The sequence below is a fragment of the Novosphingobium sp. PASSN1 genome (genome assembly GCF_002278815.1).
Genome location: NZ_NKIS01000005.1, coordinates 101588 through 117495 on the forward strand (window position 1 = coordinate 101588; position 15908 = coordinate 117495).

General features: G+C 67.2%; 11 protein-coding genes. 3 read left to right on the forward strand and 8 right to left on the reverse strand.

Features of this window, described 5'->3' with window-relative positions; genetic code table 11:
* Positions 1–62 precede the first annotated feature (62 nt).
* The 8 genes from addA to CFE35_RS10285 all read right to left on the reverse strand — a co-directional run bounded on the left by addA (position 63) and on the right by CFE35_RS10285 (position 13365).
* The gene (addA, locus tag CFE35_RS10250) at positions 63–3554 is read right to left on the reverse strand and encodes a double-strand break repair helicase AddA (protein WP_292930500.1); all 3492 of its coding nucleotides are present in this window, start codon (positions 3552–3554) and stop codon (positions 63–65) included.
* Complete coding sequence (addB, locus tag CFE35_RS10255) at positions 3551–6568, reverse strand: double-strand break repair protein AddB (RefSeq protein WP_292930501.1); 3018 nt, start codon at positions 6566–6568, stop codon at positions 3551–3553. Before addB ends, addA begins: the two co-directional genes overlap by 4 nt.
* Complete coding sequence (locus tag CFE35_RS10260; RefSeq protein ID WP_292930502.1) at positions 6561–7304, reverse strand: nucleotidyltransferase family protein; 744 nt, start codon at positions 7302–7304, stop codon at positions 6561–6563. Before CFE35_RS10260 ends, addB begins: the two co-directional genes overlap by 8 nt.
* A complete protein-coding gene (locus tag CFE35_RS10265) occupies positions 7301–8317 on the reverse strand; it encodes a phosphotransferase (protein WP_292930503.1) in 1017 nt (338 codons plus the stop codon). The genes CFE35_RS10260 and CFE35_RS10265 overlap by 4 nt, the downstream gene beginning before the upstream one ends.
* Positions 8314–8763: a tRNA (adenosine(37)-N6)-threonylcarbamoyltransferase complex ATPase subunit type 1 TsaE gene (gene tsaE / locus CFE35_RS10270; protein ID WP_292930504.1), complete on the reverse strand. Its 450-nt coding sequence runs from the start codon at positions 8761–8763 to the stop codon at positions 8314–8316. The genes CFE35_RS10265 and tsaE overlap by 4 nt, the downstream gene beginning before the upstream one ends.
* 13 nt (positions 8764–8776) lie before the next feature.
* Positions 8777–11137 (reverse strand): PAS domain-containing sensor histidine kinase, encoded by a 2361-nt coding sequence (locus tag CFE35_RS10275; RefSeq protein WP_292930505.1) that lies wholly within the window; start codon positions 11135–11137, stop codon positions 8777–8779.
* 142 nt (positions 11138–11279) lie between these two features.
* Positions 11280–12698, reverse strand: a complete 1419-nt coding sequence (ahcY, locus tag CFE35_RS10280; RefSeq protein ID WP_292930649.1) for an adenosylhomocysteinase — start codon at positions 12696–12698, stop codon at positions 11280–11282.
* 148 nt (positions 12699–12846) lie between these two features.
* Positions 12847–13365, reverse strand: coding sequence for a hypothetical protein (locus tag CFE35_RS10285; RefSeq protein WP_292930506.1), 519 nt, complete (start codon positions 13363–13365; stop codon positions 12847–12849).
* Positions 13366–13582: 217 nt separating this feature from the next.
* Between CFE35_RS10285 and CFE35_RS10290 the strand changes: the two genes are divergently transcribed.
* The 3 genes from CFE35_RS10290 (at position 13583) to CFE35_RS10300 (ending at position 15894) form a co-directional block, all read left to right on the forward strand.
* On the forward strand, positions 13583–14062 hold the full coding sequence (locus CFE35_RS10290) for a peroxiredoxin (RefSeq protein ID WP_292930507.1): 480 nt from the start codon (positions 13583–13585) through the stop codon (positions 14060–14062).
* Between the two features lie 149 nt (positions 14063–14211).
* Entirely contained in the window at positions 14212–15213 is a 1002-nt protein-coding gene (locus tag CFE35_RS10295) for a sterol desaturase family protein (protein ID WP_292930508.1), read from the forward strand.
* 3 nt (positions 15214–15216) lie between these two features.
* On the forward strand, positions 15217–15894 hold the full coding sequence (locus CFE35_RS10300) for a hypothetical protein (RefSeq protein ID WP_292930509.1): 678 nt from the start codon (positions 15217–15219) through the stop codon (positions 15892–15894).
* Positions 15895–15908: the final 14 nt, after the last annotated feature.

The window sequence follows — 15908 nt, forward strand, 5'->3', positions numbered from 1 at the left end:
GAAAACTCCTTGAGGTTGGATGGATATGTAAGCGCTCTCGCGCAGGGCGCAAGAAAGCAGCGCTAAAAGCTTTCCTGCGGGCCCTGAAGGGCAGGCTTGTGCGCGGCAATCACCGCTTCGGGGAGCACGATCAGCCGGGGCGTGTGAGTATAGAGCAGCGCCGCCTCGATCCGGCGGCCGGGGTAGATCACCTCCAGCGCGGCGACATAGGCCGCCATCTGGCGCAAGCTGGCGAGCGGCACTTCGCCGATGTCCTGCGGCGGGCGACGGGCGGTCTTGAAATCGACCACGCGCACATGGGTCTGCGCCAGCAGCAACCGGTCGAGCGTGCCGCTGACGACCCGTTCGCCCACCACGGCGGCAATCGGCACTTCGGCCAGCGAGCCGGGGCCGAACACCTCCGCCCACGCCGGTTCGGCCAGCACGCGGATCGCCGAAGCCGCCATTGCCGCGCGCTCGTCTTCGGGCACATCGGCGGCCATGCGGGCAAGCCAGCCCAGCGCCGCCGCCTCGCGCGCTTCTGCTGCGAGTTCGGGCAGGCGCTCGATCAGCTTGTGCATCAAGCTGCCGCGCCGCGCTGCCATGCGCGCAGCAGGCCCTGTGCGCGAAGGCGGATCGGGCGCATCGTCTGCCTCCCCCAGCCCGGACGGAGCAAGCGGACGCGGCGGGCGCGGCTCGGCAGGCAGCGGAGCATCGAGCCAATCCGGCAAGCGATCGGCCGCTTCGGGCGCAGGCTCTTCTGCGCGAACCGCAGCCGGCAGCGGCCCCAGCCCCCCCAATTGCCGCGAGGCACCCCAGATCGGATCCTCGCGCCAGTCGCCGTCCTCATCGCCAAACAGCGGCGCGAGCTGCGCGTACCAGCTTTCCTCAGGCGGGCCTTTGGCGTTGGTGCCGAGCGCACCGCCGATGAACAGCGCCTCCTCCGCGCGCGTCATCGCCACGTAAAGCAGCCGCCAATGCTCCTCGCGCTCGGTCGCGGCGGCGTATTCGGCAGCATCGCGGACTGGCCCGGCCTGTTCGGCCTTGCGCAAGGGCGGCAAGGGCACGGTGCGCCGTTCGTCCACCACCTGCTCTTCGAGGGACAGGCCACGCGGAGAGGACTTGTCCGGATCAGCGGCGGCATCGGCCAGAATGACAATCGGCGCTTCCAGCCCCTTCGAGCCATGCACCGTCATCACCCGCACCAGATCGGCCTTCTGCCCCGCCTCGCGCTTCAGTTCGCCGTCGCCCGCATCGAACCATTGCAGGAAGCCGACAAGGCTCGGCGTCTGGCCGCTGGCATAGGCGGCGGCGGCATTGATCAGTTCGTCGATGGGGTCGTTGGCCTCTGCGCCAAGCCGCGCGACGAGCCTTTGCCGTCCCTGCCACGGCCCCACCAGCAGCCAGTGCAGCAATTGCGCCGGTGTGCCGAAATCCGCCCTCGAGAGCGCGCCGCGCAGTTGTTCCATCGCCGGATGGGTGGCCGGGCCTTCGCTGGCGCGCAAGTGATCCCACAGCGCCGTACCCTTGGCGCGGTAGCCGTGCTCGAGCAGCATGTCCTGCGTCCAGCCGACCAGCGGCGAGACGAGCAACGCGGCAAGATTGAGATCATCGAGCGGTTGCGCGCAGAAGCGCAGCACCGCGACGAGATCCTTGACCGCCAGCGGCGCGCCCAGCCGCAGCCGGTCCACCCCCGCCACCGGCACGCCGCGCGCATGGAGCCGCGCCACGATCAGCCCGGCCAGCGCCTTGCGCGAACGCACCAGCACCATGATATCGCCCGGCGTGGCCCGGCGCGGCCCCGATCCTGACTGGCCCTTGTGCAGCGGGAAGCCCGCATCAAGCCAGTGCTCAACCTGCTGCGCGATCTGATCGGCCATCACCCGGTCGGGCCGCGAAAGCCAGCTTTCCTCGCCCTCGTCGCCTTCGCCCGGCGGCGTGTCGTCATCCTCGTCCGCCTTGCCGCCAACCGGCTTCCACAGCGTGACCATTCCGGGGCGGCTGTCATCGCCCTGATGCGGTTCGGGCGCTTCGGGAAGACCGAAGCGGTCCGGGCCGATGGCGCTGATCGCGCGGTCGACAAACGCGAGAACCGAGGCGGCGGTGCGATAAGACCGGCCTAGCCCCAGCGGCAGAAGTTCGCGCGTGGGATCGGCGGTCGCTTCGGCCAGCGCATCCAGTTCGCGCCGCACCCGCTCGCGCGCGGCGGCGAAGTTTTCGGGGCTGGTGCCCTGAAACCCGAAGATCGCCTGCTTGTAATCGCCCACCACGAACAGCGTTCGGTTGCCGTCCTTCTGGCCTTCCCCGCTGAAGAAATCGCCGACCAGCCCATCGAGCACGATGCGCCACTGCGCGGTGTTGGTATCCTGCGCCTCGTCCACCAGAATGTGATCGAAACGGCGGTCGAGCTTGTAGCGGATCCACTCCGCCGGGGCCTGCTTGGTGAGGAGGTCTGCCGCCGCGCGGATCTGGTCGTCGAAATCGATGAACCCTTCGCGCGCCTTGGCCTCGGCCCAGGCCAGCGCAAAGCGGCGGCCCAGCGTGAGCGCGGGATCGAGCCTTGCTGCAAGGCCAATCAGCGCGCGCATTTCCTGAACGCGGCCCAAGTCTTCGATGACGCAGGCCTGATAGTCGGCGTAGGCGGGTTCGTGCTTTTCAAGGTTCTTCGCAGCGCGCGGCGTGCCCGCCTTGGTGAGGAACTGCGCGGCAAAATCATCGATCCCGGCGATGCGCGCCGCCGGGCTTGCCTCCAGCCAATCGCGCATGATCGAAGCCGCATCGAGGCCGGTCTTGCTGCCCCAGCGCTGGTTCGCCTCCATGCACACTTCCGCCGCGCGCACATCGAACACGCCGTCGCGCACCAGATCGGCGAGCCCCGAGCCGTCCTCCTCGGCATCCAGCCCGAGCAGGCGGTTGATGCGCGGGCGCAGCGGGGGCTGCCATGCGCCCGGCCCTTCCCACAGGCCATGCGCCCCGGCGCAGCGCAGCAGGAAGGCGGGGACCGCATCCTCGCCCATGCGCAAGCTGAGGTCTTCGAGCGCGGCAAACAGCGCTTCGTCGCCTTGTTCCTGCGCGGTGATCAGCAGGTTCGCCAGCACCTCGCGCAGCAGCAGGTCGCGGTCGCGGTCTTCCATCGCGCGGGTGCCGGGGATCAGCCCGGCCTCAGCGGGAAACGCGCCCAGCAGCCACTGCGAGAAGGCGTGGATCGTCTCGATCCGCAGGCCGCCGCCGGGGCAATCGAGCACGGCGGCAAACAGGCTGCGCGCGCGCGCCACGGTTTGCGGCCCCATCGATGCGCCGATGGCGCCGAGCTCCCCGGCCAGCTCCGTATCGGGCAGGCGCACCCAGCGGGCGAGCACATCGTTGACGCGCGTGGCCATTTCCGCCGCGCCTGCCTTGGTGAAGGTGAGGCACAGGATCTGGTCCGGCGTTACCCCGTCCTGCAACAGCAGCCGCAGCACGCGCGCCGAAAGCACTTGCGTCTTGCCCGTGCCGGCCGACGCAGAGAGCCACACCGTGCGTTCGGGCTGCACGGCAAGGCGCTGGTTGTCCTTGAGGGGGTGGAACTTGCTCATGCCGACTTGTTCCCGCGCCCTTGCCACTCTTCGAGCCGCATCAGCTGGTCATAATCGGTATAGCCGGGCAGATCGGGATTGGGCCGCGCGGTGAAAGGCGCACTGCCAAGGATCCACTTGTCGATCGCCTCGGTCAGGAAGCGCAGCGTTTCGGGGACGAAGGCATCACGCGCAAGGCCCGACTTCTTGCGGCTACCCTCCCCTGTAACGGGTTCATCGCGGTAGCCGAAGGTGTCCTGCCCCTGCTTCTTCTGCAGCGACCAGTATTCGAAGCCGTGCACCGTGCCGCCCAGCCCGGCAAACCCGCCGCGTTCAGCAATCAGCGCGACGAGGCCGAGTTGCAGCGCATAGCCTTCCTGCACCATCTTGCCCGAAGGCGGCTTGCCGGTCTTGTAATCGACCACTGCCAGCGTGCCATCGGCGAGCCGATCGATCCGGTCTGCGCGGCCATGAAGCTTCACGCCGCTGATCTCGACCGCGCCGGTCTTTTCCCACAGCACCGGCACGCGGCCCTGCAAGGCAAGCTCGGCGTTCCAATCTTCCACCCATTGCAGCGCCGCCAGCAGGCGCGGCCGCCACAGCCCGCGCATGAAGGGATGCGCGCTCATTGCGGCCAGCGTGCGTTCTGCCAGCGGGATCAGTTCGCCCGGCTTGCTGCCCTGATCGTGCCACTCCTGAAGGATCGCATGGACCGCCGTGCCGCGCCAGGCCGCAGTGGGCGCGGCATCGAGCGGATCGAGCGTTCGCAGGCCCATGATCGCCGAGGCATAGAACTGGTAGGGATCGCCGCGCAGCCTATCGAGCGCGGTCGATGAAATGCTGACGCGGCGCTGCTCGGCGCTCGGCATCGGCGCGGGCTGCAGATAGGGCTGAGCCGCCGGGGCCTTGCACAAAGCGCGCGCAATCCGGACAGCTTCGTCCTCGCGCTCAAGCTCACGGCCCAACATCGCGCGGATGCGCAGCAGAAAGCGCGAGGGGATGACCGGCCCCGCCGCATCGCGCGCTGCATGGCTCAGCACCACTTCGGGCGCACCGAGCGCGGCGGCGAGATCGTGCGCGGAAAGGCCGATGCGGAAATCGGCGCCCGGAATGCCCAGCGCGCGCAGCACAGGCGGGGCGAGCAGCGGATCGGGCGCGGGCGCGGCGGGCCAGCCTCCCTCGGTCATCCCGGCGCAGATGACGAGATCCGCCCGGCTCATCCGCGCTTCGAGCAGCCCATAGATCGCAAGGCGCGGGTGGCTGCCATAAGGCGGGCGGACCGCGATCTCGGCCAGCGCATCGCCCAGCAGGGTGTGAAGTTCGGCAGGCTCCACGGGGAGCGCGCTGTCTTGCGCCGCATCGCGCCATGCCTCGACGAAACTGGCGAGCGCGCGGCCATCGGCCTCCGCCCAGACGGCAGGTCCGCACAGCGCTTCAGCCGCTTCGGCCAGCACATCCAGCCCGCGCGCCAATGAAGCCGGCGCGGCGTCGTCGCAAAGCGGAGCGAGCAGCGCGGCGGCCTCGTCCCACCATGCGCCAAGGCCCGGAAAGTCCTTCTCCCGCGCCGCGACCGCCGTACCCACCGCCGCCAGCCCCGGCCCCGGACGCGGCCCGCGCAGCACCAGATCGAGCTGGCGCACGCGTTCCAGCCACGCTGGGCGGCCTTCACCGCGCCGCACCAGCGGATGGCCCAGCAGCGCCAGCAGCGGCACCGGCGCGGCCGATGTCGCGGCGATCTCGGCCAATTGCAGCAGAACGCGCCCTGCCGGCATCTGCGAGAGCGGGCGGCCTGCGGTATCGTCCGCCGCAATGCCCCAGCGTTCGAGATGCGCCACCAGACGCTGCGCCAGATCGCGGTCCGGCGTGATCACCGCCACGCGCTTTTCCGGCTCGGCCAGCGCGTGGCGCACCAGCACGGCCAGCGCCTGCGCTTCCTCCTCGGGATGCGCGGTTTCCATCACGCGCACGCCCGAAAGCCGCCGCGCTTCGGCGGGAAGCTCGACCCAGACCGTGCTCGCCTCAGGTGGGAGAAACAGGTTGGAAATGGCTCGGCTGCGCGCAGGCGGCGCGGCGGCCGGGCCGGAGCGGTGCCACGCCTGAACCTCGCCGCGCGCGATGCCCATGCGCGCCAGCAGCAGCTTGAGGTGATACTGCGGATGCGTCGCCACATCGCCGCGCCCGAACACCGGGCTATCGGGCTTTGCGGTATTGCCCGCCACGCCCAGCGCATCCCACACAGCCCCCGGCAGCGCGAGATCGAGATCGGGCAGGATCACCGCGCCTTGCGGCAGATCGGCCACCACGCGCAGCAGGCGGGCGACCGCAGGGGCTGCCGATGTTACGCCCGCCGCCACCACCGGCGAGGGCGGCGGCTCCTGCCGCCAGCGTTCTGCCACATGCGTCAGCAGCCGATTGCGGCGTACCGGCGCGTCGATCTCGCCGCGCGCCGCGCAGCGATCGCGCCACCGCGCAAGGATGCGCGCGAACTGCGCCGTGCCTTCGATCCAGTGCCCGGCCAGATCACCCACCAGCCCGACCACTGCGGGATCGAGCAAGGCCTCAAGCTCGACATCCTCCACCGCAAGCCGGTCCATCGCCTGCGCCAGCGAACGGGCTTGCCGCAGCAGGCCGGGGGCGGAAGTTGTGCGCGTCGCGGGATCGGTGCGCAGCATTTCGGCCAGCGCCAGCAGCCGCGCCACGGGATCGGCAGCAGGCGGCAGATCGGCCCCCTGCCCGAGCGGATCGAGCAGCGGCCCCAGCGTCTCGTCCAGATCGAGATCGCCCACCACCACCATGCGCGGCAGCAGCAGCCCGCCACCCGCGCCTTCGCCTTCAGCGCCACTTGCGCGCACGAACGCCTCGGTCACGATGCGCACCGCGCGGCGGCTGGGCAGCAGCAAGGTCAGCCGCGCAAGGCCGAAGCCTTCCTCGCGGTAGCGCGGGATCAGCCCCGCCACGAGCGCATCGGCAAAGCCGCGATGCGCAGGAATCGAATAGATCGCGGGCCGCTCTGTTCCGGTTTGGCGATCAGCCACGCTGGAGCGCGGCTTCGGTTGGCGCGATCATCTGCGGCGCGCCCACTTCGAACCACAGCCCGCTATGCGAGATGCCGTAGAGCCGCCCTTCCTCGATCGCCCGGTCCCACAGCACGCCGGTGGAAAACGCGCCCGTGGGCGCATCGCGCAGCAGGCGCTGCGATACGAGCTGGATGCCGGTATAGATGAACGGCGCCACCCGGCCCGGCTTGCGCCGCGTGATCGCGCCCAGCGGATCGAGGTGGAAATCGCCCCGCCCGGTGTAGTTGAAGGCGCGGGCATGGCTGACCAGCAGCAGCAGCGCATCCATCTTCGCCGGATCCCACGCATCGCTCAGCGCGGCAAACACGGTCTGCGGCCCATCGAGCCAGACATTGTCGCTGTTGAGGCAGAAGAACGGATCGGCGCCGATCAGCGGCAGCGCCTTGACCATGCCGCCACCGGTTTCGAGCAGGGCATCGCTTTCGTCCGAAATCGCGATCTGCGGGGCGCTGCGCTGCGCCAGATGCGCCTCGATCTGGCCGGGCAGATAATGGACATTGACCACCGCGCGCGCGACGCCCGCCTCGACCAATTTATCAAGGCTGTGATCGATCAGCGGACGGCCATCCACGCGCACCAGCGGCTTGGGCCGCGTTGCGGTGAGCGGGCGCATGCGCTTGCCGATCCCGGCGGCGAGGACCATCGCCACGTCGCTTGCGAGTGGGCTGGCCAGCGGGCTTGGAAGCTTGCTCATGCCGCGAATGTCCCGCCAAGACGGCCCGCGGGATCACGCAAGGCGGCGGGCACATTGGCATCGAACCAGCGCGCCACCGGGGCCAGCGCCGGGTGCGCCAGATCGCGTTCGAGCAAGGCCCACACGCGCGGGATGTAATCGAGGTAGCGCGGCTTGCCATCGCGCTTCCACAGCCGCACGAAAATGCCCACGATCTTCGCGTTGCGCTGCGCGCCGAGCCGGGCATAGTCCTCGGCAAAATGGGCATCCGCGCCGCTTCGGGCGATGTAGTGATCGAGCATCGCGCGTTCGAGCTCCTCAGGCACATCGCGCCGCGCATCTTGCAGCAGCGAGACGAGATCATACGCCGCATGGCCCACCAGCGCGTCCTGAAAATCAAGCAGGCCCTGCTTTTCAAGCCCGCCGAGCAGCATGATGTTTTCGGCGTGATAATCGCGCAGCACCGCCACGCCGGGGCGCTGGCGCGCCAGCAGCGGGCCGAGCACTTGCTCCCACGCCTGCGTATAGCCTGCCAGATCGACCGTCAGCCCCTGCACCGGGCAATACCATTCGGCAAAGAGCCGCACTTCGCGCAAGTATTCCGATAGCCCGTACTGCGTGAACGGCCCCGGCGGGAGGCGATGCAGCTGCAACAGCGCCTCGATCGCATGGGTATAGACCTCATGCTCGTCCTGAGGCCAGGCATCGAGGTACTCGCGCATGCGAATCTCGCCAAAATCCTCCAGCAGCACGAAGCCCGCCGCGCTGTCATCGGCAATGATCTGCGGCGCGCGCAGGCCATTTGCATCAAGCCAGCGCGCCGCACGCAGGAACGGTTCGGGGTCTTCGCCCGGCGGCGGCGCGTGCATCAGCATGGCGGTCGCGCCCGGCCGCCGCAGCCGGAAATAGCGCCGCGCCGAGGCATCGCCCGGGATCGGCTCCACCGCAGCCGTGCCCCAGCCAGCAGCGGCCAGAAACGGGTGCGCGCCCTCGGGCAGGGCTTGTTCGGGCGAAGCGGCTTCAGCGGGGGTCACGTCCATCCTCTGCGCTCTAGCCAATCCGGCCCCGCCTCGACAATGGCGACGCGCTCGTTTTCAAGGATTTCGAGCCTGATCGACAGGCAGGCGAGTTCCTGCGCGAAACCACCGGCATGTTCGGGCCATTCGGCAATCAGCACGGCATCGGCGCGGTAGTCGTCGAGCCCGAGTTCCTCGACCTCTTCCGGATCTTCGAGCCGATAGAAATCGGCATGGACCACGCGCAGCCGCAAGGCAGGAGGATCATAGACCTCGATGATCGCAAAGCTCGGGCTTGGCACTTCCTGCGTATAGCCCAGCGCGGCGATAATCGCGCGCGCCAGCGTCGTCTTGCCTGCGCCCAGCCCCCCGCTCAGCGCCACGACATCGCCGGGGTGGAGCAGGCTGGCAATGCGCCGCGCCAGCGCATCGGTTGCGGCCAGATCAGGCAGCGGAATGATCATGAACGGGCTCCCTTCACGGTAGCGTCACCATCGCACTCGTGCCCGCGCCGGGTTCGGACAAAAGTTCGAACGTTCCGCCATGTGCCGCCACAAGCTGGCGGACCAGCGGCAGGCCGACCCCGCCGCGCTGTTCGACCGAACGGCCATCGGTGCTGATCTTCAGGCCCTCCAGCGCCCGCGCGAGCTGCGCCGGCTCCATGCCCTTGCCATTGTCCGAAACGACGATCTGCAGGGCGCCCTTTGCGCTCTTGCCGCCTTTCCGGCGCGATGCTTCGACCAGAATGCGCCCGCCCCTGGGCGTGGCAGCAATCGCGTTATCGATCAGCTGGCCAAACAGCCGCCGCAGCCGCCGCCGATCCCCGGTGGCGCTGCCGATGGCGGCGCTGCCGCGCAGATCGAGCGTGATCCCGGCATCGGCCAGCTTCTCCGCGCGTTCGCGCACCACATCGCCCAGCAGCGGAAACATGTCGACCGGTTCGGCCGCCAGCGGCAGCGTGCCCGCCTCGCTCTGCGAGAGGTCGAGCACGTTCTCGATCTGCTCGCCCAGTCGTTCGACGGAGGTGAGGATCGCGCTGACGTATTCCTGCGCCTGCGGGGTGAGTTCGCCTGCCATGCCGCTTTGCAGCAGTTCGGCAAAGCCGCCGATCGAGGTCAGCGGCGTGCGGAATTCGTAGCTCATATTGGCGATGAAGCGCGTCTTCACCGCGTCTGCCTCGACCAGCGCGGCATTGCGTTCGCGCAGCGCCGCTTCGGCCTTTTCGGAATCGGTGATGTCGAGCACGGTCAACAGACCGTTGCCATCGGGCAGCGGCACCCCAGCGATGGCGAAGCAGCGCCCGTCCGCCAGCACGATGCGCCCGCTCTGCTGCTTGCGATCGAGCGAGGCGGACTGGATCACCTGCCCGATAATGCTCACTTGCGCGGGGCGCCTGAGGATCTTGGCGATCCGGCTGAGCAGCGCATCGGCGCGCGGATGCTGGCCAAGGAACTCCTCCTCCAGCCCCAATTCGCTGGCAAACCGCCGGTTCCACAATTGCAGCCGCCCATCCGGCCCGAACACGGCGAGTGATTCGAACAGGTTGTCGAACGTCGCGGTGCGCGTGCGCAGCAACGTATCGCGCGTGGCGGAAAGCTGGAGCTGCTCGGTGCGGTCCTCGAAGATCATCAGCAGCCCGCCATCGGGCATCGGCTGGCCGACGACGCGAAGGTGCGTCCCGTCACTAAGGTGCCAAGGCTCCTCCTGCGGCTCGCGCGCGAGGAACCAGCCTTGCCGTTCGCGCCGCCATTCGGGAAAATCGCGCACTTCGGGCAAGCGCGCGCTATCACGCATGCGGTCGAGCACGCGGTCGAACGGCGGGGTATCGACCACCCACGCCTGCGGGACGCCGAAAATGCGCAGGAACGGCTGGTTGGCGAAAACCAGATTGCGCTTCTCATCGAACTGCGCGATCCCGGCAGACAGCGTATCGAGCATTTCGCGCTGGGCATCGCGGAAGCGGCGGAACTGGCGCTGGAGCTCCTCCATTTCCTCGGTATCGACGGCGTAACCGGCTACCCCGTCTTCACCCAGCGGGAGATCGGAGACGCGGATCGAGCGGCGCTGGCCGCCGATCGTGGCGGAAACCGCGCGCTCCACCGGCACGCGCCTCGCAAACACCTGCTGCGCGATCTTGGCGGCGCTCACCCCATCGACCGGCTCGATCAGTTCGGTGCCCGCGACCACCACGTCCGCCGCGCTCGCGGCGCCCACGGCCTTGACATAAGCGCTGTTGACCAACCGCAGCGTCATGTCCGGCCCGCGGAACCACATCGGCAGCGGCGCGGCCTCGATCAATCCCGCCAGCGCAGCAAAATCGGCGCGGGCGGAGGAAGCTTCGGCGCGCAGACGGCGCAGTTCGGCGACACTGTCCGAAAAATCGAAGAACCACACGAGCGCCGCGCCGCCGGGCGAAACTTGCGGATCGGCCAGATGCCCGCGCACGCCAAGACTGCGGCGGCCTCCGCGCGGGGTCAGCGCCAGTTCGAAGGGGGTGCCCGTCTTTTGCGCCTTGCGCACGGCATCGCTGAGCTGGGACAGCTGGACTTCCTCCAGCCCCATCTCGCCGCCATCAAGCTCGCTGAGGTAACCGGGCATGGCATCGAGGCCGAGCCATCCGGCAAGGCGCGACGGCCCTTCGATTCGGCCGTCCGCCCGCACCAGCAGCGGCAGGGCGGGCGCTTCCTCGATCATGCGCGAAAGCCGCCGCGAAAGCCGCTGCGCCGCCTCGGTCCGGGCCAGACGCCCGCGCGCCGAAAGCACCGCCCATGCCGCGGCCAATGTCCAGGCGGCGAGGACCAGCGCAATCAGGACAAGGGCAAACTGGGGCACGACCATCGCTGCTTGGCTAGGGTGCAGCGCGGCAAATTACAATGTCAGCCCCGGCACAAGCTGTGGGAGGGGCATACGAAAAAGGCCCGCGCAGCTGCGCGGGCCTCCTGTTTCGCGGCAAAGGAGCACGCAGCCCCTTGCCTTGTGCTTAGTAGCGGTAGTGATCCGGCTTGAACGGGCCCGCTTCGGGCACGCCGATATAGGCTGCCTGCTTGGGCGAAAGCGTGGAAAGCTGCACGCCAAGCTTGGCGAGGTGCAGTGCCGCGACCTTTTCGTCGAGGTGCTTGGGCAGCACGTAGACGTCGTTCTTGTACTGCTCGGGGTTGGTGAACAGTTCGATCTGCGCCAGCGTCTGGTTGGTGAAGCTCGCGCTCATCACGAAGCTGGGGTGGCCGGTGGCGCAACCCAGATTGACGAGGCGGCCCTTGGCCAGCACGATGATCTGCTTGCCGTCAGGGAACTCGACAAGGTCGGTGCCCGGCTTCACTTCGGTCCACTTGTAGTTGTCGAGCGCCGAGATCTGGATCTCGCTGTCGAAGTGGCCGATGTTGCACACGATCGACATCGGCTTCATCGCCTTCATGTGATCGGCGGTGATGACGTCCTCGTTGCCGGTCGCGGTCACGAAGATGTCGCAGCGCTTCACCGCTTCGTCCATCGTGACGACTTCATAGCCTTCCATCGCCGCCTGCAGCGCGCAGATCGGATCGATCTCGGTCACCATCACGCGCGCGCCGCCCTGACGCAGCGAAGCGGCCGAACCCTTGCCGACATCGCCGAAACCGGCGACGCAGGCGACTTTGCCAGCGAGCATCACGTCGGTCGCGCGGCGGATCGCGTCGACCAGCGATTCCTTGCAGCCATAGAGGTTGTCGAACTTCGACTTGGTCACGCTGTCGTTCACGTTGATCGCGGGGAACGGCAGCTTGCCTTCCTTGGCGATCTGGTAAAGGCGGTGGACGCCCGTGGTGGTTTCTTCCGAAACGCCCTTGATGGCCTTGACCGTCGCGGTGAGGTAGCCGGGCTTCTTCTTGAGGAACGCGGTCAGCGCGCGGACGAACTCGATCTCTTCGGCGTTGCTCGGCTCGAACAGCGCCTCGCCCGCTTCAACGCGCGCGCCCCACAGCGCGAACATCGTGGCATCGCCGCCATCGTCGAGGATCATGTTCGCGGTCTGGCCCGAACCATCGGCATCCCAATCGAAGATCGAGCCGACATAGTCCCAGTATTCAGCCAGGCTTTCGCCCTTGATCGCGAAGACCGGCACGCCCGAAGCCGCGATGGCAGCGGCAGCGTGGTCCTGCGTCGAGAAGATGTTGCAGGTCGCCCAGCGCACATCGGCGCCGAGCGCGGTCAGCGTCTCGATCAGCACGGCGGTCTGGATCGTCATGTGGAGCGAACCTGTGATGCGCGCGCCCTTGAGCGGCTGCGAGGCGCCGAATTCCTCGCGCAGCGCCATCAGACCGGGCATTTCGGTTTCGGCGATGCGGATTTCGGCGCGGCCGAAGTCGGCCAGGCCGATATCGGCGATCACATAGTCTTTCCGGGCGTCAAGCACGCTGGGCACGAGGCAGTCTCCACAATTGGGTGTCACAGGACAATGAAACAGGCCCGCCGAGAGGGCGGTCATTCTGCCACCTCCTTAGCGGGCCATGAGCCTTTGCGCAATTACTATATAAAGAAGTCTTTATATCATGCTCGGAAGGGCTGCATCATCATTTGCGCCGGATAGGCAGTGTGGCCACGGCGACCTGCAGCGGGCAGGCCTCCAGCGCAACATCATCGCCCACCAGCATGTCCGCCGCGCGCGGCAGCGCATCGTCGCCGCTGTCGGCCAGCGCGGCGGTCACCTCGCCCAGATCGGCGCAGCCATAGCTCGCCTGCTCGCCATAGCGATTGGCCATGCGCACGCTGGCCTGATCGAGCGTCTGCAGCGCCCCGACCGAACCCAGCCGCACGCGCATCTCGCCCAGGATGGCCATGTTGGCCTTGCCCAGTTGCGGACGGTGGCGCAGCAGGAACCGGTCATAGGCCGCGCGGTAATCCTGCGCCGTGCCACGGCAGCGCAGCGAGCCGACCATGAGCATGACATCAAGCTGCCGCAGCCGCGCCGCGTTCACCAGATTGGCCGACCAGCAGGCAGGCGCGGCCAGCGCCGGCACGCTGGCAGTCAGCGTGATCGCCCCCGCCACCGCTGCGGCGCAGATCGTTTTCGTCAGAACATGAAGGCGCATTTCGCGAATCTCCCCTGAAGCCGCCCCGGCTTCGGGAACAAGTCTGCGCCGCGCGCTTTACGGATCATTCAAGGTTCGCGGTGAAGCGCATTTAACCATGCGCCGCAGCGGTTGCGCTGTCACCCGCCGCGCCTATATCGGCTTTCGCGCATCAACGCACAAATCGGTTTCACACAGGCCCATTACAAACTGGCCCATTTTCAGAAGGAATTTGCCCATGACGATTGCGATTGGAGACAAGCTGCCCGACGTGAAGCTGGTGAAAGCCACGGCCGACGGCATCGATGCGGTGCAGTCCGCCGAATACTTTGCCGGCAAGCGCGTCGCGCTGTTCTCGGTGCCGGGCGCCTTCACCCCCACCTGCTCGGCCAAGCACCTGCCCGGCTTCGTGGAAAAGGCCGCCGAGATTCGCGCCAAGGGCGTGGACGAAATCGCCTGCACCGCAGTCAACGATCCCTTCGTGATGAAGGCATGGGGTGCTGCGTCAGGTTCGGCCGACGTCACCATGCTGGCGGACGGCAATGGCGATTTCGCCAAGGCGCTCGGCCTGACGATGGACGGCAGCGGCTTCGGCCTTGGCCTGCGCGGCCAGCGTTTTGCCATGGTTATCAACGATGGCACCGTCGAACAGCTCCACGTCGAAGCCCCGGGCGACTTCAAGGTCTCTGCGGCCGAGTATGTGCTCGAGCACCTGTGACGTAATAAATCGTAATACTCATGCCGCAGTGCAGCGCATACGGCGCTTCCCTGCGGCATGAACTACCCCTGAAATTGCCCGTTTGCGGGCTTGACGACTGTCAAATATTTGCCATCCTCCCCTCGCTGCACCGCACAATGGGGGCGTTGATGGACGGTATTCGAGTCGGTAAGCGCGTCGTCGGGACCCAGTCCCCGGTCACTATCGGGTGGGACAACATCCCCAAAGTGGAAGGCGGCACCTTCAAGCGCCTGTTCTTCACCCTGTTCCAGCCCGCCGTGCTCTTCGGGATGATCGCGTTCTGGTATTACGCGCCAAATTCCATTGCCAAGGCCTCGACCGCGATCGGCATCGGCATCGGCTTTCGCGTGATCCTGCAGATCCTCGAACTGACCAACCCGCGCCACAAAAGCTGGCAGATCACCTGGAAAGAACTGGCCACCGACCTGTTCTACGTCGGCGTATCGGCCACACTGGTGAACTTGGCTGAAAACTACATCGGCAGCGACGTGGCGATCGAGGCGATCCAGAAGGGCATGGATCTCGAAAAGTTCGCGTGGTTCACCAGCCTGCCGCTGCTGGTGCAGGCGGTCCTGATCCTGTTCATCTTCGATTTCGGGCAATACTGGATGCACCGCGGGATGCACAACTGGTATCCGCTGTGGCTGCCGCATTCGGTCCACCACTACATCACCCAGCTCAACGTCCACAAAGGCGCGGTGGGCAATCCGGTCGAACTGTTCCTGATCGGCCTCGGCATCGGCGGGCTGTTCGATTTCCTGCCGCGCGCGTTTCTGCTGGCAGGTGCCATCGGCATGTCGGTCGGCGCATACCAGCACATCAACGTGCGCTTCAACACGCCGCGCTGGTGGCGCTTTATGTTCAACACGACCGAGCATCACAGCCTGCACCATTCGCAGGACTTTGAATCGACGCGCAGCAACTATGCCAACACCTTCATCCTGATCGACCGCATGTTCGGCACATGCATCGATGGCGAGGCGGAGCTGCTCGGCATGGAAGGCGGCCGCCGGATGTCGATCCGCGAACAGATGCTCTATCCTTTCACCGAAGGCTGGAAGGCGTGGAAGGAACGCGCGACCCGCGCACGGTTCTTTGATGATGCGCCCTCTGCGGTTCCGGCGGAATAAGGCGTGGCCTCCTCCTTCAGCGCCGAGCACGCACACACCCCGCCCGCCCCGCACCGCTCGCTCTGGCGCATGATCGACTGGATCTGGCACATCCGCGGCGAAGTCCCGCTGCCTGCCGGGCAGACGGCGGACGAGGCGTTCGGCAAGCTCGATCCGCTGTTCGCCCATGCCGGGACGATCCACGCGCGCATGGGCAACCACCTCACCATGACCAAGCACGATCCGCTGGCGCAGGATCCACTCGCGGTGATCGATGCGGGCACGATGCAGATCGAAGCAGCAGGCGATGGCGCGATACTGCGCTACCATCTCGTCAGCCGCGCACTGCTCTATTGCTTCCTCGCGCCGCTGCTGTTCCTTGGCGTGGGGCAGCTCACCGCCGCGCTCGGCACGCTGGAAAAGACGCCGATCGAGGACAAGGCGGACAAAAAGAAGGACAAGCAGGCCGAAATCCAGCTCAATCCCGTCGACAAGTTCCTCGGCGCGCCTGCGCCCGAGAAGCCGAAGGACGAGAAGAAGGACGGGAAAGACAAGAAGGCAGGCGGCGACAAGGAGAAGGACAAGTTCTCCCCCACCCCGGCCTATGTCTTTGCCGGGATCTTCGCGGCGCTATGGCTGCTGGGCCGTTTGCTGGAGCCGTGGCTGATCCGGCGTCTGTTCACGCGCCAGTTGGCGGGATAAGCAGGCCGCGCCGC

What these genes read in the sequence shown, in the direction of transcription:
- CFE35_RS10290 (WP_292930507.1), top strand. Translation starts at nt 13,583, where the DNA reads ATGACGATTGCGATTGGAGACAAGCTGCCCGACGTGAAGCTGGTGAAA.
- tsaE (WP_292930504.1), bottom strand. Translation starts at nt 8,763, where the DNA reads ATGATCATTCCGCTGCCTGATCTGGCCGCAACCGATGCGCTGGCGCGG.
- CFE35_RS10260 (WP_292930502.1), bottom strand. Translation starts at nt 7,304, where the DNA reads ATGAGCAAGCTTCCAAGCCCGCTGGCCAGCCCACTCGCAAGCGACGTG.
- CFE35_RS10285 (WP_292930506.1), bottom strand. Translation starts at nt 13,365, where the DNA reads ATGCGCCTTCATGTTCTGACGAAAACGATCTGCGCCGCAGCGGTGGCG.
- addA (WP_292930500.1), bottom strand. Translation starts at nt 3,554, where the DNA reads ATGAGCAAGTTCCACCCCCTCAAGGACAACCAGCGCCTTGCCGTGCAG.
- CFE35_RS10275 (WP_292930505.1), bottom strand. Translation starts at nt 11,137, where the DNA reads ATGGTCGTGCCCCAGTTTGCCCTTGTCCTGATTGCGCTGGTCCTCGCC.
- CFE35_RS10295 (WP_292930508.1), top strand. Translation starts at nt 14,212, where the DNA reads ATGGACGGTATTCGAGTCGGTAAGCGCGTCGTCGGGACCCAGTCCCCG.